Origin of the sequence: Metabacillus indicus LMG 22858 (assembly GCF_000708755.2) — a bacterium.
Lineage (GTDB): Bacteria > Bacillota > Bacilli > Bacillales > Bacillaceae > Bacillus_P > Bacillus_P indicus.
Window position 1 is genome coordinate 492916 of sequence record NZ_JGVU02000001.1, and the last position, 21928, is coordinate 514843.

The 21928-nt window shown below is 44.3% G+C and carries 21 protein-coding genes and 1 riboswitch; of the genes, 13 read left to right on the forward strand and 8 right to left on the reverse strand.

The features are described 5' to 3' along the window. Nucleotides 1-95: 95 nt before the first annotated feature. Nucleotides 96-302: an alpha/beta-type small acid-soluble spore protein gene (locus AZ46_RS02395; RefSeq protein ID WP_029281808.1), complete on the reverse strand. Its 207-nt coding sequence runs from the start codon at nt 300-302 to the stop codon at nt 96-98. A gap of 119 nt (nt 303-421) precedes the next feature. Further along, on the reverse strand, nt 422-1096 hold the full coding sequence (locus tag AZ46_RS02400) for a DUF1836 domain-containing protein (RefSeq protein WP_051865117.1): 675 nt from the start codon (nt 1094-1096) through the stop codon (nt 422-424). 167 nt (nt 1097-1263) lie between these two features. On the opposite strand from AZ46_RS02400, the gene htpX reads away from it, so the two are divergent. The 4 genes from htpX (at nt 1264) to AZ46_RS02420 (ending at nt 7544) form a co-directional block, all read left to right on the forward strand. After that, entirely contained in the window at nt 1264-2142 is an 879-nt protein-coding gene (gene htpX, locus AZ46_RS02405; protein ID WP_029281804.1) for a protease HtpX, read from the forward strand. 192 nt (nt 2143-2334) lie between these two features. Then, nucleotides 2335-3681, forward strand: coding sequence for a TrkH family potassium uptake protein (locus AZ46_RS02410; protein ID WP_029281802.1), 1347 nt, complete (start codon nt 2335-2337; stop codon nt 3679-3681). Between the two features lie 121 nt (nt 3682-3802). Beyond that, nucleotides 3803-5818 (forward strand): penicillin-binding transpeptidase domain-containing protein, encoded by a 2016-nt coding sequence (locus AZ46_RS02415; protein ID WP_029281801.1) that lies wholly within the window; start codon nt 3803-3805, stop codon nt 5816-5818. A gap of 163 nt (nt 5819-5981) precedes the next feature. Then, nucleotides 5982-7544, forward strand: a complete 1563-nt coding sequence (locus AZ46_RS02420) for a bifunctional metallophosphatase/5'-nucleotidase (protein WP_029281799.1) — start codon at nt 5982-5984, stop codon at nt 7542-7544. A 50-nt stretch (nt 7545-7594) separates the two neighbouring features. On the opposite strand, the gene AZ46_RS02425 is transcribed toward AZ46_RS02420, so the two are convergent. Further along, nucleotides 7595-7930, reverse strand: coding sequence for a DUF3905 domain-containing protein (locus AZ46_RS02425; RefSeq protein ID WP_029281797.1), 336 nt, complete (start codon nt 7928-7930; stop codon nt 7595-7597). Nucleotides 7931-8005: 75 nt separating this feature from the next. Between AZ46_RS02425 and AZ46_RS22120 the strand changes: the two genes are divergently transcribed. From AZ46_RS22120 to AZ46_RS22130, 3 genes are all read left to right on the forward strand, one after another. Beyond that, the gene (locus AZ46_RS22120; protein WP_168713757.1) at nt 8006-8143 is read left to right on the forward strand and encodes a hypothetical protein; all 138 of its coding nucleotides are present in this window, start codon (nt 8006-8008) and stop codon (nt 8141-8143) included. Between the two features lie 87 nt (nt 8144-8230). Beyond that, on the forward strand, nt 8231-8407 hold the full coding sequence (locus AZ46_RS22125; RefSeq protein WP_029281795.1) for a hypothetical protein: 177 nt from the start codon (nt 8231-8233) through the stop codon (nt 8405-8407). Continuing rightward, nucleotides 8404-8559, forward strand: coding sequence for a hypothetical protein (locus tag AZ46_RS22130; RefSeq protein ID WP_168713758.1), 156 nt, complete (start codon nt 8404-8406; stop codon nt 8557-8559). Before AZ46_RS22125 ends, AZ46_RS22130 begins: the two co-directional genes overlap by 4 nt. Nucleotides 8560-8598: 39 nt before the next feature. Here AZ46_RS22130 and AZ46_RS02435 read toward each other — a convergent pair whose 3' ends face one another. Both AZ46_RS02435 and AZ46_RS02440 read right to left on the reverse strand, forming a co-directional pair. Then, the gene (locus AZ46_RS02435) at nt 8599-10365 is read right to left on the reverse strand and encodes a B12-binding domain-containing radical SAM protein (protein ID WP_029281793.1); all 1767 of its coding nucleotides are present in this window, start codon (nt 10363-10365) and stop codon (nt 8599-8601) included. A 116-nt stretch (nt 10366-10481) separates the two neighbouring features. Further along, nucleotides 10482-11528 (reverse strand): acyltransferase family protein, encoded by a 1047-nt coding sequence (locus AZ46_RS02440; RefSeq protein ID WP_051865119.1) that lies wholly within the window; start codon nt 11526-11528, stop codon nt 10482-10484. Nucleotides 11529-11823: 295 nt separating this feature from the next. On the opposite strand from AZ46_RS02440, the gene AZ46_RS02445 reads away from it, so the two are divergent. From AZ46_RS02445 to AZ46_RS02465, 5 genes are all read left to right on the forward strand, one after another. Then, a complete protein-coding gene (locus AZ46_RS02445; RefSeq protein WP_029281789.1) occupies nt 11824-14013 on the forward strand; it encodes a PAS domain-containing sensor histidine kinase in 2190 nt (729 codons plus the stop codon). 12 nt (nt 14014-14025) lie between these two features. Further along, the gene (locus tag AZ46_RS02450) at nt 14026-14520 is read left to right on the forward strand and encodes a methylated-DNA--[protein]-cysteine S-methyltransferase (protein ID WP_029281787.1); all 495 of its coding nucleotides are present in this window, start codon (nt 14026-14028) and stop codon (nt 14518-14520) included. 261 nt (nt 14521-14781) lie between these two features. Next, complete coding sequence (kynA, locus tag AZ46_RS02455; RefSeq protein ID WP_029281784.1) at nt 14782-15612, forward strand: tryptophan 2,3-dioxygenase; 831 nt, start codon at nt 14782-14784, stop codon at nt 15610-15612. 497 nt (nt 15613-16109) lie between these two features. After that, the gene (locus tag AZ46_RS02460) at nt 16110-16691 is read left to right on the forward strand and encodes a DUF2087 domain-containing protein (RefSeq protein WP_029281783.1); all 582 of its coding nucleotides are present in this window, start codon (nt 16110-16112) and stop codon (nt 16689-16691) included. Nucleotides 16692-16701: 10 nt separating this feature from the next. After that, nucleotides 16702-17175, forward strand: coding sequence for a GNAT family N-acetyltransferase (locus tag AZ46_RS02465; protein ID WP_029281781.1), 474 nt, complete (start codon nt 16702-16704; stop codon nt 17173-17175). Between the two features lie 24 nt (nt 17176-17199). On the opposite strand, the gene mtnA is transcribed toward AZ46_RS02465, so the two are convergent. The 3 genes from mtnA to AZ46_RS02480 form a co-directional block, all read right to left on the reverse strand. Beyond that, nucleotides 17200-18249 carry an S-methyl-5-thioribose-1-phosphate isomerase gene (gene mtnA / locus AZ46_RS02470; protein ID WP_029281779.1) on the reverse strand — a complete coding sequence of 350 codons (1050 nt, stop codon included), beginning with the start codon at nt 18247-18249 and terminating at the stop codon, nt 17200-17202. A gap of 12 nt (nt 18250-18261) precedes the next feature. Further along, on the reverse strand, nt 18262-19446 hold the full coding sequence (mtnK, locus tag AZ46_RS02475; protein WP_029281777.1) for an S-methyl-5-thioribose kinase: 1185 nt from the start codon (nt 19444-19446) through the stop codon (nt 18262-18264). Between the two features lie 131 nt (nt 19447-19577). Next, nucleotides 19578-19735, reverse strand: a riboswitch (SAM riboswitch). Nucleotides 19736-19831: 96 nt separating this feature from the next. Continuing rightward, nucleotides 19832-20620: a carbon-nitrogen family hydrolase gene (locus tag AZ46_RS02480; protein WP_029281775.1), complete on the reverse strand. Its 789-nt coding sequence runs from the start codon at nt 20618-20620 to the stop codon at nt 19832-19834. A gap of 101 nt (nt 20621-20721) precedes the next feature. Between AZ46_RS02480 and AZ46_RS02485 the strand changes: the two genes are divergently transcribed. Further along, nucleotides 20722-21912, forward strand: coding sequence for a pyridoxal phosphate-dependent aminotransferase (locus AZ46_RS02485; protein ID WP_029281773.1), 1191 nt, complete (start codon nt 20722-20724; stop codon nt 21910-21912). Nucleotides 21913-21928 lie beyond the last annotated feature (16 nt).

The window sequence follows — 21928 nt, forward strand, 5'->3', positions numbered from 1 at the left end:
ATAGGGTGCCGCGAAAGCAAAACAGACCGGATAGGCACCTGCTACATAGATAGAAAGAAGAAAACCGCAGGAGGCTTCCTGCGGTTTTTGCCATGTTATTCAGTTTTAGAAGCTTGTCCGCCAAGACCAGCCTGTGCTTGTGCGACTAAGCGCTTCGTGATTTCTCCTCCAACAGAACCGTTAGAGCGTGCAACTGTATCAGAACCAAGCGTAACGCCAAATTCCTGTGCAATTTCATATTTAATTTGATCCAGGGCCTGTTCAATGCCTGGAACAAGCAATTTATTGCTGCTGCGTGCCATTATATTCAACTCCTTCATAAAAGTTTGCAGCCATATGGCTGTGTTTATAGTCTTGTTTCAAACGGACAATCTATACTGGCAATTGTGCCCTGTGATAGGCGGTGAAGAGATTGAGTAAATTACATTTCTTTAAAATGCTCCTGCAGAAAAAGACGGGTTCTCTTCTGAAGATAGGATGTGATGACGGAAAGCACGGTGATCGTCAAAATATCCTTCACCTGATTCCAGCCATCTTCCGGAAGATCCTGAAAAAGGTCATGAGCCGCCTGTATTTGATCCTGAACATCCTTTTCGAGCTCATGTTCAGAAAGCGAGAATACCGTGATCGATTCCATACGTTCAAGAATTGTCCCGTAAGCTGAATAGTATCGCAATGGTGAAATCAAATCATCGCTCCGGTCTGATAATGTATTAAACAGCAGCTTCAGCAAATGCCTGATCGTATCAAAATCAAATGCTGATTTCAGGTCTCTCACAATGAGGAGGATGGCTGCTTGTTCGATTGAATATTTTTTGCCGTGTTCAGGTGATCCGATCAGTTCCTTCATATCCCTCTTTATCCAATTCTGAATCGATGTGGACTTTAAAGAAGTCAGTTCGCACAGTTTTGCAAGTGAAACAATTTCATTTGATGAAAGTCCTCTTGGCAGAGGCTTGGAACTTCTGATGAAATCAGGAAAATCAGACGGGTCGATCCCGATTTCTTTCAGTATAGATGCCGGAGCTGCATCCGTTTCACCCTGCAGAGTGAATAGCAGTCTGGCCATTTCTGAGCGTTTCAGCTGTATTTTCATGCGCATCACCTCTTTGTCATTTAAGTGTCTGTTCTTTAAGCAGCCATTTTCAGATCGTGCTGCATAACATTACCAAGTGCTTAGTATTTGCGATTATTCCTCTTTATTCTTTATACTATAAATTATAATATAAGTTCAAATGAACTCAAAACCTTTGGGGGTGCAAGATGGCAAAACGTATCTTTTTGTTCCTTTTAACCAATATTCTCGTACTGACAACAATAGGAATTGTCTTATCTTTGCTTGGAGTCGGCTCCTATGTAACGGCTGAAGGTGGAATCGATCTCATCAGCCTGCTCGTATTCAGTGCCGTTGTCGGCTTCTCCGGCTCATTTATATCTTTGATCATGTCAAAGTGGATGGCTAAAATGATGATGGGCGTAAAGGTTCTGAAACCGGATCAGAATTTATCTGCATATGAGCGAAACCTTGTAGAACGCGTTCACAGACTTGCAAGAGCTGCAGGCATCAGAAAAATGCCTGAAGTGGGCATCTATCAGTCCCGCGAGGTCAATGCGTTTGCAACGGGTCCGTCTAAAAATAATTCTCTCGTTGCCGTTTCCACAGGTCTGCTTGAAGAAATGGATGACGCTGCAGTCGAGGGTGTTCTTGCCCATGAAGTTGCCCATATCTCTAATGGCGATATGGTGACGATGACTCTGCTGCAGGGTATCGTCAACACATTCGTTGTGTTCCTGGCAAGAATTGCAGCTTGGATTGCTTCCAGGTTTGTAAGAGAGGACATGGCGCCGATTGTTCATTTTATTGCTGTTTTAGTGTTCCAAATCCTGTTTTCGATTCTTGGAAGCCTTGTCGTTTTTGCTTTCTCCCGCCACAGAGAATTCCACGCGGACAAGGGAGGAGCCGATCTCGCAGGCAAGGACAAAATGGTGCACGCTCTGCGTATGCTGAAAGGATACACGCAGCGGATCAGCAGCGATCAATCTTCAGTCGCGTCATTGAAAATAAGCGGGAAACGCGGGCTTGCCCTCTTTTCAACTCATCCTGACCTTGATGAGCGAATCCGCCGTTTAGAAGCAAAATAACGAGGGTATGAATCTGAGGAGATGATGTCTCCTCTTTTTTTGTTTGTTCACCCAAAGTATGTTTTCGTCTGCACATGCTGAAAATGAAAATAGGCGCGACAGATAAATTTTGGAGAACCCCTTTTCATTCGTCCAGGTTTTCATTATGATAGAGAACATGCAGTTCACCCTAAATTTTAAGGAACGATATCCATGAACCGAACTAGAACTTTTTTTCAATCATTAACGCCTTTTCAGCTGATTGTAGCTTATTATGCCATAGCTGTCTCCGTCTCGGTTGCTTTGCTTAGCCTGCCTGTAGCCCATCAGGCGGGAGTAGAATGGACGTTTATGGACGGTCTTTTTACAGCTGTAAGTGCTGTAAGCGTGACAGGATTGAGCGTCATAACGGTAGCAGATACCCTGACAACACCCGGCATTTTCATTCTGATGTTTGTGCTGCAGTTCGGGGGGATTGGCGTCATGACGCTTGGAACATTCGTCTGGCTGATTGTCGGCAAGCGAATTGGCCTTAGAGAAAGAAGACTGATTATGGCTGATCAGAATCAGTATGCCCTTTCCGGAATCGTCAACTTGATGAAGCAGGTCCTGTTTTTGATTTTGATCATTGAATTCTGCGGAGGCATGATTCTTGGAACTTACTTTTTAAACTATTATCCCACTTGGCAGGAAGCGTATTTGCACGGTTTCTTTAATTCAGTCAGTGCAACTACAAACGGAGGCTTCGACATTACGGGATCATCGATGATTCCATATGCGGACGATTATTTTATTCAGTTTGTCATCATTCTTTTAATTACGCTTGGAGCGATTGGATTTCCAGTGCTGATTGAAGTGAAAACCTTTCTTTTCAGCAAAAAAGGCAAGTACAGGTTTTCCCTTTTCACAAAGCTGACGACTGTCACATATACCTTGCTCGTTATCGGCGGAACGATTATGATCGCACTGCTTGAGTATCAGTTTTTTTTCAGCGGGAAAAGCTGGCACGAAAGTTTTTTTTATTCCCTGTTCCAGTCAACCGCCACACGAAGCGGGGGACTTGCAACGATGGATGTCAGCCTGTTTTCTGAAGCCACGCTGCTCGTCATGTGCGCTCTGATGTTTATCGGAGCTTCCCCAAGCTCAGTAGGCGGAGGGATCAGGACAACGACATTTGCTTTAAATTTGCTTGCCCTTTATCACTTTGCCAAAGGAAACAAAACCATTAAGATCTTCAAACGGGAACTTCATGAGGATGATGTGAAAAAATCACTCGTCGTCACGCTGATGGCCTTTGTCCTTTGTTTTGGGTCCGTGTTTATTCTTTCAATTACAGAAAAATTCACGCTCATTGAAATTCTTTTTGAAGTATGTTCGGCATTCGGAACGACAGGCTTATCAATGGGAATTACAGCAGAGCTGAGCACGATCGGCAAATGCATCATAATGGTCTTGATGTTTATCGGACGGATCGGCATTGTTACGTTCATTTACATTATCGGATCAAAAGCATCAAAACCAAATTACCACTATCCGAAAGAGCGCGTTATTATCGGGTGACAAAGGATGAAGCAGACAGAGAGACTGTCTGCTTTTGCTGTTTCACAGAGTTTCGTTCAGGAAAATCCTCCCTTGTCTATGCTATACTTTAGCTAATACGTCTTGGGAGAGGTAAGATAACGTGAAAAAATGGATGGCAGTGCTTTTTTCGGTAGTAATGCTTGTGATTCTTTCGGCATGTTCAAAGGGACCGCAGCCTGAAGAGCGGTTTCAGAAATACGTCAGCCTGTGGAATGACCAGGATTTCAGCGGAATGTATGATTATTTATCTTCAGATGCTAAAAAAAGCATAACAAAGCAGGAATTTACAGAGCGATATCAGCAGATTTATAAGTCTATTGAGACGGAAAATCTGAGCATCAGCTATGAGAAGCCGGAGGAGCCAGAAGAGAGAAAAGATGAGAAAGAAGCCTCTTTGCCGTTTTCGTTGAAAATGGATACTCTGGCAGGACCTGTTGCATTCGATCATAAGGCGTCACTCGTTAAGGAAGAGACGGATGATGGAGACAACTGGTTTATCTCGTGGAATCCATCGATGATATTTCCGCAGCTGAAGGAAGGAGATGCGGTCAGAATTTCGGAAGATAAGCCGGAAAGGGGAAGCATCTTGGATAAAAACGGTAAAGGTCTGGCCATAAATGCCGTCGTTCCTGAGATCCAGGCAGTTCCTGAAAAGCTCGGAAGCGATCCTGAAGCCGCAAAAGAAGCAGCGGCAAAGCTTTTGAATCTGACAGTTGAGGACATAGATAAAAAGCTGTCAGCAAGCTGGGTTAAGCCTGATATGTCCGTGCCGGTCGCAAAGGTGGACCCTTCAGAAACTGAGCTGCTCAAAAAAGTGACATCCCTTCCCGGTTTTCAAAAGGCGGATGTATCCTCAAGGTACTACCCGCTGGGTGAGAATGCTGCCCATTTAACCGGATACATAGGCAATATTTCCGGTGAGGAACTCCAAGAGCTGAAAGGGAAAGGATATACAAGTACATCGCAGCTTGGAAAAGCAGGGCTTGAAGAAGTTTACGAAGACGATCTCCGGGGGCAAACCGGATTCAGAATTTATACAGATCCTTCAAACGAAACCATTGCAGAGCGGCCTGCCGAAGACGGCAAGGACATCACTGTAACAATCGACTCTGCTCTGCAGACAGTGCTTTACAATCAGCTGAAAGGTGATTCAGGTACGGCTGCAGCAGTTCATCCGCTGACAGGGGAAACACTTGCGCTTGTCAGCAGCCCGGCCTACAATCCGAACAGCTTTGTTTTTGGAATGTCAGGTGCAGCTTATCAGGCGCTTACAGAACAGACAGGGAATCCGCTGAGCGCCAAATTCAATAAAACATTCTCTCCGGGGTCTGTGTTTAAGCCTCTTACAGCTGCAGCGGGTTTAAAAGCAGGGACACTGAATCCCGCTGAAGTCAAAACCATTACGGGTTTAACCTGGAAGAAAGGGCCTGAGTGGGGGAATTACTCTGTCACAAGAGTAACAGACGCCTATTCAGTGGTTGACCTAAAAAGGGCTCTTGTCTCATCTGACAACATTTACTTCGCACAAGCAGCGCTGGAAATGGGTGCAGATGCTTTTAAAGACGGAGCAGCTGCTTTTGGGCTAGGGGAGCGATTTGAGTTTGACTTCCCGACTGCGGACTCATCAGTCGCGGAGTCTGATCTTGCTGCAAAGGACGTCCTGCTGGCTGACTCAGGATACGGGCAGGGCGAGGTTTTGATGAGTCCGGTTCATATCGCTGCATCCTATACGGCCTTTGTCAATAACGGCAGCATGATTATGCCTTATCTTGAGAAAAAGGATGATGCAGCTCCTGAGATTTGGAAGGAAGGCATTCTAACGCCTGAACAGAGCTCCTTAATCCTGAATCACTTAATCAGCGTCGTGGATGATCCAAGCGGTACCGGCCATGAGCCTGTCGTGCCGGGTCTGAAGCTCGCAGGAAAAACCGGCACAGCCGAACTGAAGATGGCTAAAGGTGAAATAGGTCAGGAAAACGGCTGGTTTGTGGCTGTGAATACGGATCAGCCAAAGCTGCTGATTGCGATGATGATTGAGGATGTGAAAGACAGAGGCGGAAGCCATTATGTGGTGCCAAAAGTAAAACAGGCGTTTTCCGCCTATCATAAGCAATAATCAAAAAAGAAGCTGCCAGCGCAGCTTCTTTTTTGATACCTTTACCATCTGTAAAAGCTTTTATCTGCTTCTTAACAATTCTTAATAATCCTTTACCTTGACTTTAGATGGGCTTCATTCTGGCGTGATACGTTAGAAGCAGCATCAGAGGGAGGGAAGGCCAATGAAGCATTCTGTAAAAACAGCAGGCATTTTATTCATGATAGTTTTATTTTTATTTTTTGCATCTGTTTTTGGAGAAAGTCAAGGGCGCGCAGGTACAGATGACAGCAAGCTCACTGAAATCCATCTGCTTGGAATCAATGATTTTCATGGTCAGCTGGACACTCATTCTGTTCAATCAGGCAAAAAGGTGGGCGGAGCCGAATATCTTGCTGCTCATATTAACAAACGGAGAGAGCTGCATGAGCACTCGCTGCTCTTGCATGCGGGTGATATGACAGGAGGAAGTCCGCCGCTGTCATCCCTGTTTCTGGATGAGCCGGCCGTTGAGTTTATGAATCAGCTTAAGTTTGATGCCGGCACACCGGGAAACCATGAATTTGACAGAGGAATCGGAGAGCTTAAAAGGCTGATAAACGGAGGGTATCACAGAAGTACAGGATACTTCAAAGGTGCCGATTTTGATTATGTTTCAGCCAATGTGATTGATAAAGAGACAGGAAAACCGATTTTTCCAGCATATACAATAAAAGAAATGGACGGCGTACAGATAGGCATAATCGGTGTGGTAACGAAAGAAACCAATCAATTTCTGCTTCCTGAAAACCGGGAGCAGATTGAAATTACTGATGAGTCTGAGGCAATCAATCAGGCAGCTTCACAACTGAAAAAACTCGGAGTAGAATCAATCGTCGTTTTGGCGCATGCAGCCGCAGCTTCAGATCAAAACGGTGAACGTGCTGGAGAAGAACTTGTCGAGATGGCTCCGAAAATCACCGATGAAGTAGATGTCATATTCGGGGCTCACAGCCATAAGCGTGCAAATACCAGAATCGGAAACAAGCTGATTGTACAGAGCTATTCTTACGGGAAAGCCTTTTCTGATGTAACGCTTCTTATTGACCGCAGCCAGAAGGAAATCATCCAGAAAGAAGCGCAAATTATCCTGACCGACCATAGTCAGGCTGTACCCGATGAAGGTGCTCTCAAGCTTATTGATAAATACAAGAAGAAGGTGGGAGCAGAATACAGCAAGGAAATTGGGAGTCTTCCCCGCGATTTAACAAGAAAAAAGAATCATCAGGGCCAGTCACCTCTTGCCGCACTCCTGGCTGAATCCATGATGAAAGAAATGAATACCGATATTGCTTTCGTCCATCATGGCGGCATCAGGGAAAGCCTGAAGAGAGGGCCTGTGACAAAACAGCACCTTATTGCCGCTCTCCCTTTTAATCATTACGCTGCAGAAGTTTCTTTATCCGGGAAACAAATAAAAGAGGTTCTTGAACAGCAGTGGAGTTTAAAAGCAGAGAACTTGCTTCAAACAAAAGGATTGACCTTTGAGATCGACCGGAGTGCGCCAAAGGGAGAGAGGATAAAAGAATTAAAGACAGAAGATGGTGAAGTAATTGAAGAGAAAAAAATGTATCGTGCGGCCGCAAGCAATTATCTTGCATCAGGAGGAGATGGCTTCGAAGCATTTAAATCAGGAGTAATCATTCAAAAAGGACCGGAACTTTCAGATATACTGTCTCACTATTTGGTTAAAAGTTTTGACAAATAAAAGCCGCTCTTTCCCCAATGGCTGCACCTTTGGGGAATAAGGGCTTATTTCTAATCCTGTCCATACCCTGCATCTTTATCAGGATGAGAAAACGGAAAGCCATCAGGCTTTTTTTTGCTTTCTAAAAGCTCACGGTTTTCAGGTGTGTTCCAGCCGATGTCGTTAGTAGGATGGACCCATTGATCGCCCGCCATGATGGAAGGATCGACATCATCGCTCCACTGATTTAAGGGAGACTGTTTGGAATCATAAAAACTGTCCCCGATTAAAACGCCGTATTCATTGATAAAGGGTTTTTTCATGGTTATGCCTGTTCCTTTAAAGGACGGGGCACTTGCCTGGTGAGGCATTGTTTCATCCATCGCAAATTCATCTTTTTCACTCATATTCATCACCTCTGTAGTAGTATTGTCTGCTTTTTGGCAGGCTATGAAAGAGACATCTACAAGGAGGAAAAGGATATGAACAAGGAATTTCCGGTTGCAGCTCTTCAGGATCAGTTTCTTGAAAAAGTGAAAAAGATGGAAAATGAACTGAGAGAACAAACAGGCGAAGAGATTGTACTTATTGCCTACAAACACAATAAACAGCAAAACTGACTCGTTTTCCCTCTAATGAAGGATTCGGATTCGCCTAACACTATAAACAGTGAGGTGCTTCTCACAGACTTTCAGGGGGGTATGAAGATGAAAAGAAAAGCCGCAAGAAATCAGGCAGTGAAAAATAATACAACACCGAAAGAAAGCATGGCCGATACTGAATTTGCTGCAGAGGCGGTATATAGCAGCGAGAATCCTGCCAAGGGTGCAAACCGCAACAGTAAAAACGGCAGCAAGGGACGGTCAGGAGGGTCATTCTCATGACAAAGAAGACACACAAAAGCAAAGAGAGCGGACAGCATAAAAAGCAGATGGATCCTGATCTGCTGAAAGAAGAGTTCGGCACTGAAATGGGCGATTATAATTCAGCAAAGTTTTTGGAGGCGGCATCATCCAAAAAGAAGACATGCAAATAAAAGAAAAACCGCTCAGGGGAGCGGTTTTTCTTTGTTATGTCAGCTGACTTTATTATGGAGTTTGTTTTCTTGTACAGCATAGGAGCTTGCCGTCCGTGTAACTGGATCATAATGAACAAGCAGGATGCTCTCGCCGGGCAGCATTTCTCCGTTTCTCAAAAATGTATCCATGTCAAACGGCACCTTATCAAGAATCGTATGCTTATAAAGATCTTTTTCAGTGAAAGCTTTTTCCACAAATTCTTTTCCAAGCAGTGATGGCTGGGATAGAATCGCCTGATAAATCGTGCTGCGCTCTGACTTCGTCAGCATGTCGTTCCACCATGGCTTGCGCGGTTTATGTTTTTGAGAGGACAGATAGTCGTATTTCATAAATCCTTCTGCCATGTCAGCCTGTTCTTTATGAAGGACAGACAGGAACTCATAAAGACGTTTAAATAAGTCTTCAAGCTGATGCCCGATTCGGACCCATCCCTGTTCGTCCCAGTAGGTACCGAATTGCTGGAAGAAATCAAACGGGGTCTCAAACACATTCTTGATCAGAAATTCGACCGTTGCATCCATCCTGTGATCATTCCAGTACTTCTCAAGCACATCTTCAACTTGTTTAATCTTCACGATATCTTCAAAAGAAAGAACATTATTTTTCAGGATTTCATAAGGCGAGTGGTCCATGTACACATAGTCATGGTCGGCAGCGCGCAGCCGCAGCCCTGTGCCGCGCAGCATTTTCAAGAAGCCGAGCTGCAGCTCCTCAGGACGCATTTCAAATACATCATTAAATGTCTTTTTAAAGGATGTATAATCCTCCTCAGGAAGTCCGGCAATTAAATCAAGATGCTGGTCAATCTTTCCGCCTTCTTTAACCATTGTGACTGTCCTCGTAAGCTTGCTGAAATTCTGGCGTCTCATCACAAGATCATTTGTCGCATCATTTGTGGACTGCACGCCGATCTCAAAACGGAAAAGTCCTTTTGGGGCATTGTCATTTAGAAACTGAATGACTTCAGGCCGCATAATGTCGGCGGTTATTTCAAATTGAAAAACCGTTCCCGGCATATGCTCATCAATAAGAAACTGAAACATCTCCATCGCATAGCTTCTGCTGATGTTGAACGTCCTGTCAACGAACTTTATGGTTTTAGCGCCGTTTTGCATCAGGTAGCGGATGTCATCTTTCACTTTTTCACGGTCAAAATAACGGACGCCTACCTCGATGGAAGACAGACAGAACTGGCAGCTGAACGGACAGCCTCTGCTTGTTTCGATATAGGTAACCCGCTTTGAAAGGTGTGGAATGTCCTCTTCAAAACGAAAAGGAGAAGCAAGTTCAGCCAGATTGATTTTATTCCGCTGAGGATTGATCAGGACCTCGCCATGATTTCTGTAGGCAATTCCAGAGACATTCTTCATATTTTTGTCTGATTGAAGAGCAGTCAAAAATTGCTTGAACGTCTCTTCACCTTCGCCGATGACAATATAATCCGCTTCGGGTATGGATTCCATCCATTCTCTTGTGTCATACGTCACCTCGGGACCGCCGAGCACGATGATGAGGGAAGGATCGATTTTTTTCATCATTTTCATGATTTTAATGGTTTCTTCGATATTCCAAATATAGCAGCTGAAACCAACAACATCAGGTTTCATGCGAAACAGATCGGTCACGACATTCATCGCCGGATCTTTAATTGTATATTCAGCAATGGCCACATCAAAGTCAGGCTGAGCATGTGCTTTCAGGCAGCGCAGGGCAAGACTTGTGTGGATGTATTTTGCGTTCAGCGTACTCAGTACAACGTTCATTTATTAACACCACTTCTAACATAATTTTTAATCCTATCTATTCTATCACATTTTATCCATAATAAAGCGACCTAAAAACATGGAAAAACCCGCTGCACTAGCAGCGGGTCCTATTTTTAGCGGTACTGCACCTTTTCTTCTCTGTTTTTGAAGAATTTGCGCAGATTTGTTGCTTTTAGCTCAATAATCGGCTGTGTAACAGTTTTAACAGCATTTGTAGACAAGATGAACGTCAGAAGAACGGACAGAAGAACAATCAGTGTGACGCTCTGATAATCTTTAAGCCATTCGAGAGCCTCGCTGTTTCTGAAGGATCTGACAATGAATCCGTGCAGCAGGTAAACGTAAAATGTCCGTGTTCCCCAATGTGTAAAGAAAAAGCGACTTTTAGGAATCAGGGAAAGAAAACTGAATGTAAGGACAAATGTCAGTGTGTAAAACCCGAGACGGATCAGCCCGTCTTCAATGCCGACTCCGCCAAACTGGGAGTATGGTTTTGAACCAAACAGCCACTCGTAGTCAAAATCCATAAAGAAATAGGCGGCGAAAACTGCCATCAGCATGGAAATTGATGCGAGGCGCACTTTTACTCCAGTCAGTCGTTTGAAGTGTGATTTATCAAGATAGAACCCGACTAAAAACAGCGGGAAGAAGACAAACGTTCTTGACACACTCAAGTAATTGCTTGCTGAATCGACATAGCCAATTCCTACTCCAAGCGCGATGGCGACAAGAATGGCTGCTCTCTTATCAAGCTTCGTATAGGCGAACAGGAAGAGATTCCAGAAAAACAAGCTCATCAGGAACCAAAGCGACCAGTGCGGATCGAGCGGATTGACGGCAAGAGCGCTTTCGGATTCAACAAGGAAGTAATAGACAGAGTAAATTCCCTGGAAAATCAAATACGGGATAATCAGTTTTTTAAAGATTTTCTGAACATAGCCTTTTTTATTGTACCCTTTTGCAAAGAAGCCTGATATTAAGATAAAGGCAGGCATATGAAAGGTGTACACAAATTTATAAACATTCAGCATAAACTCGTTATCATCAATAAATGAGCGAATAACATGACCAAACACAACAAGAATGATCAGAATAAATTTCGCATTATCGAAATAGCTTTCACGATTTTTCACAGTATCACCCATTTTCACAGAAGTCATTAAAGGCTCCTGCAGTTAGTTTTCCCATAAGGGATATTACTACCCTTTGTACCCTTTCTTAAAAGAGTTTAAAACAGCCAAATAGCAATATAGCTGTTTTTAAAGGGATTGTAAAGAAGTTGTAAGGTGCATGTAAAAAGAACAAATTTTTGCATTCTTCCATGATTCCTCCTTTTTGCATAGGTCCTTAGCAATAAAATTGTCAAATCAGGTAAAACGGTGAAGGACTATTCAGTATTCTGTAGAATTACAGGGGAGATGAAAATTTGCCCGTCGGCAAGGAGCGGAATGATGCATGAGCAAAGTAATGAATGAATGTGAAGTGACGTCATTGCAGGAGCAGATCACGATATTGAAAGAAGAAAATAAGCGGCTTGCAGAAGAGAGCCGTCAGCAGGAATTGATTATTGAAAGTGCGATGGAAGCGATCATCATCCTTGATGAATCGTTTCATTTTATAGATTGCAACAAATCTGCCTGTCATCTTTTTCAGCTGGATAAGCAGGAAATGAGCAAAAGAAAGATGTGTGATTTTCTTTCACTTGTTCCCCACCAGCAGCTGCTGAATCAAGTGGACGAGCTTCGTGACAGGGATCAAATAGAAGATGAACTGATTATCAAGCTTGACAACGGCCAGGTGAAATTTATTGAACTGTCCATTAAGAAAAATGCACTCGGAACCCGGCATCTTGCTCTTATGAGGGATATATCCTCCAACAAAATGCTTGAGCGGGAACGGACGATCAACGAACAGCTCTTTAAAGATCTGTTTCACAGGGCGGTAGACGGCATCGTCATATTTGACGGGAGCGGCCAGTTTATTGATGCGAACGGCTCGTTTTGTCTGAATTTTGAAATAGATAAAAACAGCCTGGGCTCATTTAAGCTAGAGGATTTTGTTGAGCACCAGAATCAGTTTAAACTTGATAAGCTCTGGTCTATTTTAAATGAAGGAGGCAGGGCAAAAGGTGAAATGCCTGTGACGCTTTTGTCAGGGCGCAGAAAAGTATTTGAATTTACATCCACCTCCAATGTGCTCAGCGGGTTCAACATGGCCATTATGAGGGATATCACGGAAAAGCGGAATATGGAAATGAAACTGTTCAAAAGCGAGGAACGTTTCAGGGAAATATTTGAAAATGCAATAGATGCCATTATTATCTGGAACAATGACGGGCGGATCATCAGCGCCAATCAGTCAGCCTGCAGAACGTTTGAGCTTTCAATGGAAAACCTGATCAGCAGCAGCATTTTTGATTTTATGGATCTCAGTGAATCCAAATTCAGGACAGTCAAAAAAGAATATGTAAAATCAGGAGCTATTCGCGAGGAGCTCTTGTTTTATATGCCGAACGGCCAGTGCAAGCAGCTGGAATTCACATCTAAAATGGATGTAACGGACGGGCATCATCTGACTATTCTCCGGAACGTTAGCGACCGAAAGCAAATGGAAAAAGAATTAAGGGAAAGCGAACAGAAATTCAGGAAAATTTTCAACGGGGCAATGGACGGCATTGTACTGATCGATGACAATTACACCATTATTGACGCCAATCAGGCAGCAGGAAAAATCCTCGAGATCCCTCTTGAGGACATCCATAAGTACAATCTGCATGAGCTCATTTCCTATGATAAAATGGAAGGCAGCGCCATGTATCTCATGGACGAAATGACAGAGGAAATTCCATTTAAACTCCAGAACAACAAAGAAAAAATTCTTGAATTTTCATTAAAACGGCATATTATCGAAAACATGAACCTGGCTATTTTCAGAGACGTTACGGAGAAGAAGGAGCTTGAAGAACGGCTCCGCAAATCTGACACGCTGAGCGTTGTCGGAGAGCTTGCAGCAGGGATTGCGCACGAAATCCGAAACCCGATGACGGCTTTAAAGGGTTTTATCCAGCTGCTTGAGGCGAATGTGAAAGAAGACTTTTCCATGTATTTTAACGTGATTACATCTGAACTGAGCCGGATTGAATCCATCATTACAGAATTTCTCATACTCGCAAAGCCGCAGGCCATTTCCTATCAGGAAAAAGATGTCGTGACCATAATGAAGGAAACAATCGATCTTTTGAACGCTCAGGCTATATTGGTCAATGTGCAGATCGAGCTTTTTCATAATGGCTGCGTGCCTCATGTATACTGCGAGCCGAATCAGCTCAAGCAGGTCTTTATCAATATTTTAAAAAATGCGATTGAGGTTATGCCGTCAGGCGGTACAATCCAGGTCAATATATCCCTGAAAAACGAAGATGAACTTCATATTTCGATTATTGACGAGGGGTCAGGCATTCCTGAAGACAAAATCAAGCGCCTCGGGGAACCTTTTTATACAACGAAAGACAGGGGAACTGGACTCGGCCTAATGGTAAGCTACAAAATCATCGAAGAGCACTGCGGAAAAGTGGAGGTTGAAAGCGAAGTCGGAAAAGGCACAGCTTTTCATATCAGCCTGCCGCTTCATCAGACATCATGCTGAAAGGAAGACATCATGAACGCATATAAATCAGTCAGCACGCCAATGGGAATTCTCCGCATAACATCAGACGGAACGTATATAACGAATCTCTTTTTAATGGAAGAACACCTGCATGATTTCATGGAAAAAAATCAGGTGCAGGAGAGCAGCGAAGACCCGCTCCTCAATAAAGCAGAGAAGCAGCTGAATGAATATTTTGCAGGCACCAGAAAAGACTTCAGCCTGCCTCTGAAGCAAAAGGGAACAGCCTTTCAGGAAAAGGTGTGGCAGGCGCTCACTGAAATTCCTTATGGCACTTCCTGCACGTATCAGGCCATCGCTGTAAAGACAGGCAACCCAAAAGCTGTCCGCGCAGTCGGACAGGCCAACAGAAAAAATAATCTTCCCATCATTGTGCCTTGCCACCGGGTAATTGGAGCAAACGGCCGTATGACGGGGTATGCAGGAGCGAATGTCCATTTAAAGCAAGTGCTGCTGGACCTGGAAAAAATACCATATAAAATGTAGGTTTGCTTGTCACTTTTTAGCCTTCGCGACATATCATTTGATAAGGGTAAAAAAGTTGCTTAAGGGCAAATTGGAAGGGCGGGCTTAAAATGTGGAAAAGGCCGAATAAACTTGCATTTTATACGAGTCTCCTGACTGCCATGCATGTGCTGACAGAAGAACAGAAAAAGCTGATTTTAACTGATAAGAACAGATAAAGTGAAAAGGAGTTCAAGCGATGAACTCCTTTTGCATGAGGAGAATTGGGGCGGGGGGGAAATCATGAAAGATCCAAAAGACGAAAAAGGGATACATACCGATTTCAGCAGCCGGATGACATACGGGGAATATTTGAGTCTCGGACAGCTGCTTGGCAGTCAGAACCGATTATCTGGCCATCATGATGAAATGCTGTTTATCATTATCCATCAAGTCAGCGAATTATGGATGAAGCTGATTCTGCATGAGCTGCAGGCGAGCATACAGGCAATCGAAGATGGAAACCTGTCGATGGCATTTAAAATGCTTGCCCGCGTCTCAAAAATCCAGTCACAGATTATCGAATCCTGGGACGTGCTTTCTACATTAACGCCGTCTGAATATGTGCAGTTCCGCGACAAGCTTGGCCAGGCTTCAGGATTTCAGTCCCATCAGTACAGACTGATTGAATTTGCCCTCGGCTATAAAACCACGCATGTTCTGGAAATTTACAAAAAAGATGAAGGGCTGCACAGCGAGCTGTCAAAAGCCCTTAACAGCCCAAGCATTTATGATGTTTCAATTCAGGCACTTGCTAAAGCAGGGCTTCCAATTAAAGATGAGATTCTGAACAGAGATCATTCACTGACCTATAAAGGTGATGCATCCGTAGAGGAAGCATGGCTGGAAGTATACCGGAACCCCGGTACCTACTGGGATTTATATGAGCTTGCTGAGAAATTGATTGATATTGAGGACTGGCTTCAGCAATGGCGTTTCCGCCACATGAAAACAGTCGAACGAATCATTGGATTTAAAAAAGGAACAGGCGGCTCTTCAGGTGTCACCTACTTAAAAAAAGTACTCGATCACCGTTTTTTCCCCGAACTGTGGGATATCCGGACAAAATTATGATGACATGGTCCCAAGCTGAATGCTTGGGATTTTTTTATTTGCGGTTGTGCTGTAGGCATCGTTTAAGAGCACTTATGGGTCCGGGCTAAATGTAGTTCGTGTTGAAAAAGTTGGTTAAGAACACTTGCGCGCCGGTGCCACTTACAATTGGTGGTGCAAACATCGTTTAAGAGCACTTTCGTATTGATGTGAATCGGAATTCTTGTTGCAAATCTCGTTTAAGAACACTTTGGTCTTGCTGTGAATCGGAGTTCTTGTTGCAAACATCGTTTAAGAGCACTTTGGTCTTGCTGTGAATGCGAGTTCTTGTTGCAAACATCGTTTAAGAGCACTTTCGACTTGCTGTGAATGGGAGTTCTTGTTGTAAACATCGTTTAAGTGCACTTACCCTCCTCCCCGGCAAGGCCGCAAGATTTTCAAAAACCTGATTGACAGAAATATCTAATTCGATTATCATCTAATTAGATAATAATCGAATTAGATGGAGGGGAACAACTATACAGCTCAGCAAACTTGTCACATTTCACAAAGTAATGGGAGATGCCACACGCATCCGCATTCTGGCTCTTTTGGCGAAAAGCCCTAAAAACGGGCAGGCGCTGGCCGGAATACTGGGTTTGACGCCGCCTACCATCACACATCATTTAGCGAAACTAAGGGAGACAGGCGTTGTCACTGAAAAACGGGTAAAAAACACCGTCTATTTTCAGGTGAACGAAAAGCTGCTGCAGCAGCTTTCACTTGGGATGATGGAAATTGTCACTGGAAAAGGGGAGCTTGAGATGAATCAGGAAAAAACGGGTGAACATGCGAGAATTCTGGGGAACTATTTAACAAAAGATGGAAAATTAAAAACCATTCCGCCGCAGCGGAAAAGAAGGCTTATTGTTTTATATCACTTGGCTAAAGAATTTGAGCCGGGAAGAAAATATCCGGAAAAAGAGATCAATGACATCATAAAAAAATACCACGAAGATTTTGCGACGATCAGGCGGGAATTTATAGTGAATCATATGATGTACCGCGAGAACAGCATCTATGAACTGAACCCTAAAGAGCTTTGGGCGAAGATTGAATAGGGGGCATTGTATGCTGACATTTGTACCGGTGCAGGACAAGCATCTCCTTGATGCAGAACTCTGTATCATGAACTCAAATCCTGCGTATAACTTAATTTCTGAAGACAGGGAAATGCTTAATAAGCAGGACATAGCAGAAGACAGGGAAGAAGGGAAAGCAGTCAGTGCCAAACGATTTTTAATCATGGACGGCGATGTTCCTGCAGGGATTTTTGAATATTGCCCGCTTAATCCGAGTGATCAAAAACCATGGATTGGCTTGTTTATTCTTCATCATTCCTACCAAGGAAAAGGATATGCCGCCGCAGCATATGAGACAGCAGAAAAGCTGCTTCTGGATGAAGGATTCACCGAAATGAGGCTTGGAGTCCTGACCGAAAATGAGCGGGGCAGGAAGTTTTGGAGGAAGATGGGGTATTTTGCTTTTAAAGAGGGAGTGCACAAAGGCAAGCCCATCATCCACTTCACAAAACAAATGAAGTAGAGCCTGATGGCTCTACTTTTTGACTTACTGGAAGAGGCTGTTTATTTCCAGCAGATAGTCTCCGGATAAAACGCCTTCCTCTGTTATAATGCCTGTGATTAATTCATTAGGCGTTACATCAAATGCGGGATTGAAAACCTGCACCCCTTCAGGTGCAACGCGGCAGCCCGCTATGTGAGTGATTTCTTCCGCATCACGCTCTTCTATTGGGATGTCATCCCCGCTGCCTGTCTCTGGATCAAACGTTGAAAGAGGTGCCGCTACATAAAACGGAATCTGGAAAGCATTTGCAAGAAGGGCAAGGCCGTAGGTGCCGATTTTATTGGCTGTATCTCCGTTTGCAGCAATCCGGTCAGCACCGACAATGATGGCTGAGATCTGTTTTGTGCGGATCGTATGCGCAGCCATACTGTCTGTAATCAGCGTTACATCAACGCCTGCCTCCATAAGCTCCCATGCTGTCAGCCTTGATCCCTGCAGCACAGGACGTGTTTCACAGGCGTATACACGCAAAGGGATGCCTTTTTCTTTTGCCAGGTAAAAAGGCGAGAGAGCCGTTCCGTATCTTGCTGTGGCAATAGAGCCTGCATTGCATATGGTCATAACAGCGTCGCCTTCATTAAAAAGAGGCAGAGCATGCTCGCCGATTTTCCTGCACGTTTCTTCATCTTCAACCTGTATTTGTATCGCTTCATGCAGCAGAACTGTTTTTGCTTCTTCTGCAGATATGGCATGCTGCACACTGTTTTTCAAGCGGCTGAGAGCCCAGAAAAGGTTGACGGCAGTCGGCCTTGAACTGGCAAGATAATCATGATCGCGGGAAAGCCATTTTTGAAATTTCGAAATATCATCTGTTTCATAGTTTTTTGCCGCGAGCGCGAGCCCGAAAGCAGCTGCAATGCCGATTGCAGGGGCTCCGCGCACTTTAAGGGTTTTAATGGCATCCCACACATCCTCAACCGTTTCGAGGTGAAGATATTCCGTCGCAGCAGGCAGTTTCTGCTGATCAAGAAGGCGGATATAGGATTCTTTCCATTCGACAGAACGGGGTATGATGGATTGCTGATATGTCATGGTGCATGCTCCTTATCTGACAGGTACTTGTTTGAAATAGTCTGCAATTTGTGCAGGTGTTTTGATGCTGCTGCGGTGCTTGACAAGTTTCTTTCCGAGTTCGAGCGCGCGGATTTTAGCTTCGATCTTTCTGTCATGCGGCTCTATTAAATCAAGGTCTGCAACGTGCGCAAGCCCGATGGTTCTTCTGATGATTTCCACACCTGCAAAGCCAACCGCATCTTCAAACGTTTTTTCCAGGATGAAGGAAAGATAGCCGTCGATTCCTGTGTAAACTTCAAGGCCGTCTTTCTCCCATGCTTTAGAAAATTCCTCTGCAAAGACAGTCCAGGCCGTTTCAATATGATCAAGGAGGACCTGCTGTTTTGCTTCCTCGCGTGAAATGGCATTCATTAATAAATTGGCTGTGAAATGTCCATAGTCAAAACCAGTCGGTCCATAATAAGCAAATTCCGGATCGATGACTTTTGTCGTTTCATCATCTGCAAAAATACTGCCCGTATGAAGATCTCCGTGAACGAGGGTTTCTGCTTCTGTTAAAAATTTATGCTTCAGCTTGGCAACTTCAAGCTTTAGTTCCGTGTCGTTCCAAATGGCTTCTGCTGCAGGTCTCAGTTCATCTTCAAAGCTGTTTGATTCGACATCAAAAAAGGGATCTGTAAAAACGAAATCTTCCGTTATTTTGCATAGCTCAGGGTTTGAAAACTGCTTTACCAGCTGCTTTTTTGTCTGCGGATTTAAAGCGAAATCCGAGCTGTAGAAAAGGGTTTTTCCAAGAAATTCACCAATGTGGCGTCCAAGAAGAGGGAAGTCTTTGCCTTCGATCAATCCGGCGCGTGCAATCTGAAGATGGGATAGGTCCTCCATCGCTGTAATGGCAAGTGTTTCGTCTGAGTAATAAATCTTCGGCACGTAATCTCCTGCCGTTTCAGCCTGCTTGAGCATGGCGCTGCTTTCAATTCTTGCACGGTCGAGCGTAAGCGGCCAGCTCTCGCCGATAACCTTTGCATATGGAAGAGCCTGTTTAATGATCAGGCCGTTATTTGATTGATCGGTAATGCGGAAAACGAGATTTAAGTTGCCGTCTCCTATTTCCGTGCAGGAAAGCACGCTCTTTTCTTCAAATAATCCAAGCCTGAGGGCCAGTGTGACGGCAGCGCTTTCTGTTAATGGTTCATAAGATTGATAGTTTGACATGGGTTTCTTCCTCCGGTTTCATATGGACTTTTACTGCCAGCAGCAGGAACATGTCATCTGAGAAAGAGGCTATGTACATGTAAAAAAGCCTCTTTCACAGGGAAAGAGGCTTGAAGGCGCAGGCTTCGCACCTCTTATCTGCCAGAAAGATGTCTTTCTGCTGGAATTAGCACCGTGCCTTGTGGAAGATGTCTTCCGGCGCAAAAAGCTGCGCCCCATTTCGCAATGGTATTACGGTCGGTTGCTGGGCATCATAGGGCCAAATCCCTCCGCCTGCTCTTGATAAGAGATTGTATTAAGTTTGTTTTCAAATAATTCGCAATTAATCACTTGTTCTGAATGTTAACAGGTTTCAAAGAAAAATGTCAATGATTTTTTTAGAAAGTTACAAATAAAAATGGGGAAGTCTGTCTTCAAAAACGGGAATTTGCTTTCGGATTTCTTTCACTTTTTCCAGGTCGATTTCTGCTGTAAGAACGGATTCCTCTGTCCCTGCTTCAGCAAGAATTTCTCCCCATGGATCTATGATCATGGAATGACCGGCAAATACATTTTTCGGATCCTCCCCTGACCTGTTGCACGCTACAACGTAGCACTGATTTTCAATGGCGCGGCTGATCAGCATGGTTTTCCAGTGATGAAGTCTCGGAAGCGGCCACTCTGCGACAACGAACAGGATCTCAGCTCCATTAACGGTATGAGCGCGGATCCATTCTGGAAAACGAATGTCATAGCAAATGACTCCGGCACTTTGAATTCCTTCAAGCTTAAAAAGCCCTTTTTCTGTGCCGCCATTTAGATATAAGTGTTCATCCATCAGTTTGAAAAGGTGCAATTTGCTGTATTCGTGCAAGAGTTCACCCTGTCTGTCAAACACGTACATGGTGTTTGTTACCCCTGCCTCTGTCCTTTTAGCCACAGACCCTGCTATGATATTAACCGAGCAGTTTTTTGAAAGTCCGCTCATCAGAGAGAGGGTGCGTTTTCCTTCATCATCTGCGAGCACATCAAGACGTGTCAGGTCATATCCGGTCGTCCATAACTCCGGCAGTACAATCACATCAGGTTTGTCGCTAAGCATGATGGATTTCATCTTTTCTTCCACTGCTGCAATGTTTTCGTCCGGTTTTCCGAAAGCAATGTCTGTCTGAAGGCAGGCGATTTTAAGTTTCATATGCGTCATCTCCGCTAAAAAATATTTTCCTTTACAAGCTGACTATAACAATATATGATTTTTCACTAGAATTTCAAGAATTTTCATAAGAAGGTGCAAAGATGAAAAAGTTCGAGCAATCAGCGCTATTAAATAATCTTCCAAAACAATTTTTTGCAGGTCTCGTTGCAAAAGTTAACACAAGTATTGAGGCCGGACATGATGTCATTAATCTTGGCCAGGGGAATCCGGATCAGCCGACGCCGCCTCATATTGTAAAAGCCCTGCAGGAAGCAGCAGGCAAACCGGACTATCACAAATATTCCCCGTTCAGAGGACAGCGTTTTTTAAAAACGGCGATAACAGAATTTTATCAAAGGGAATATGGCGTTACACTGGATCCTGACACAGAAGTGGCGATTCTATTTGGGGGAAAGGCAGGTCTTGTCGAAATTCCGCAGTGTCTCCTTAATCCCGGTGAGACGGTTCTTGTTCCCGACCCGGGCTATCCCGATTATTGGTCAGGCGTAGAGCTTGCGAGGGCCCGTATGGAATATATGCCTCTTTTGAAGGAAAATGAGTTTTTGCCTGACTATTCCAAGCTCTCTGAAAAAGCGAAGGCGGATGCTAAGCTCATGTTTTTAAACTATCCGAACAACCCTACAGGGGCAGTTGCAAGCCGGAGCTTTTTCGATGACACGGTTGCGTTTGCTGAAGAAAATGACATTTGCGTCGTGCATGATTTTGCCTATGGAGCAATTGGCTTTGACGGCAAAAAGCCGGTCAGCTTTCTTGAATCCGAGGGAGCAAAAGAGACTGGAATTGAAATTTATACGCTGTCTAAGACGTATAATATGGCAGGGTGGAGGATCGGGTTTGCAGTCGGCAATAAAAGCGTCATAGAGTCGATTAATCTTTTCCAGGATCACATGTTTGTCAGTGTGTTCAGCGGAATACAGGAAGCAGCAGCTGCTGCTCTTCTTGCCCCGCAGGATTGCGTCAGCGAGCTTGTCGCACGCTATGAAAGCAGGCGTGCGGCGTTTATAGACGCACTGAACGGCATCGGCTGGAAAGTGGAGGCTCCTCCGGGATCATTCTTTGCTTGGCTGCCTGTACCCGGGGGATTCACATCGGAATCATTCGCTGACTATCTGCTGGAACACGCTCATGTTTGCGTGGCGCCGGGCATTGGATTCGGGACGTTCGGTGAGGGGTATGTCCGTGCGGGACTTTTAACCTCTGAAGAGAGATTGAGAGAAGCAGCTGAAAGAATAAAATCTTTAAATCTCTTTTCACAGTCAGTTGACAGCTGAGGGAAAAGCTGTCATA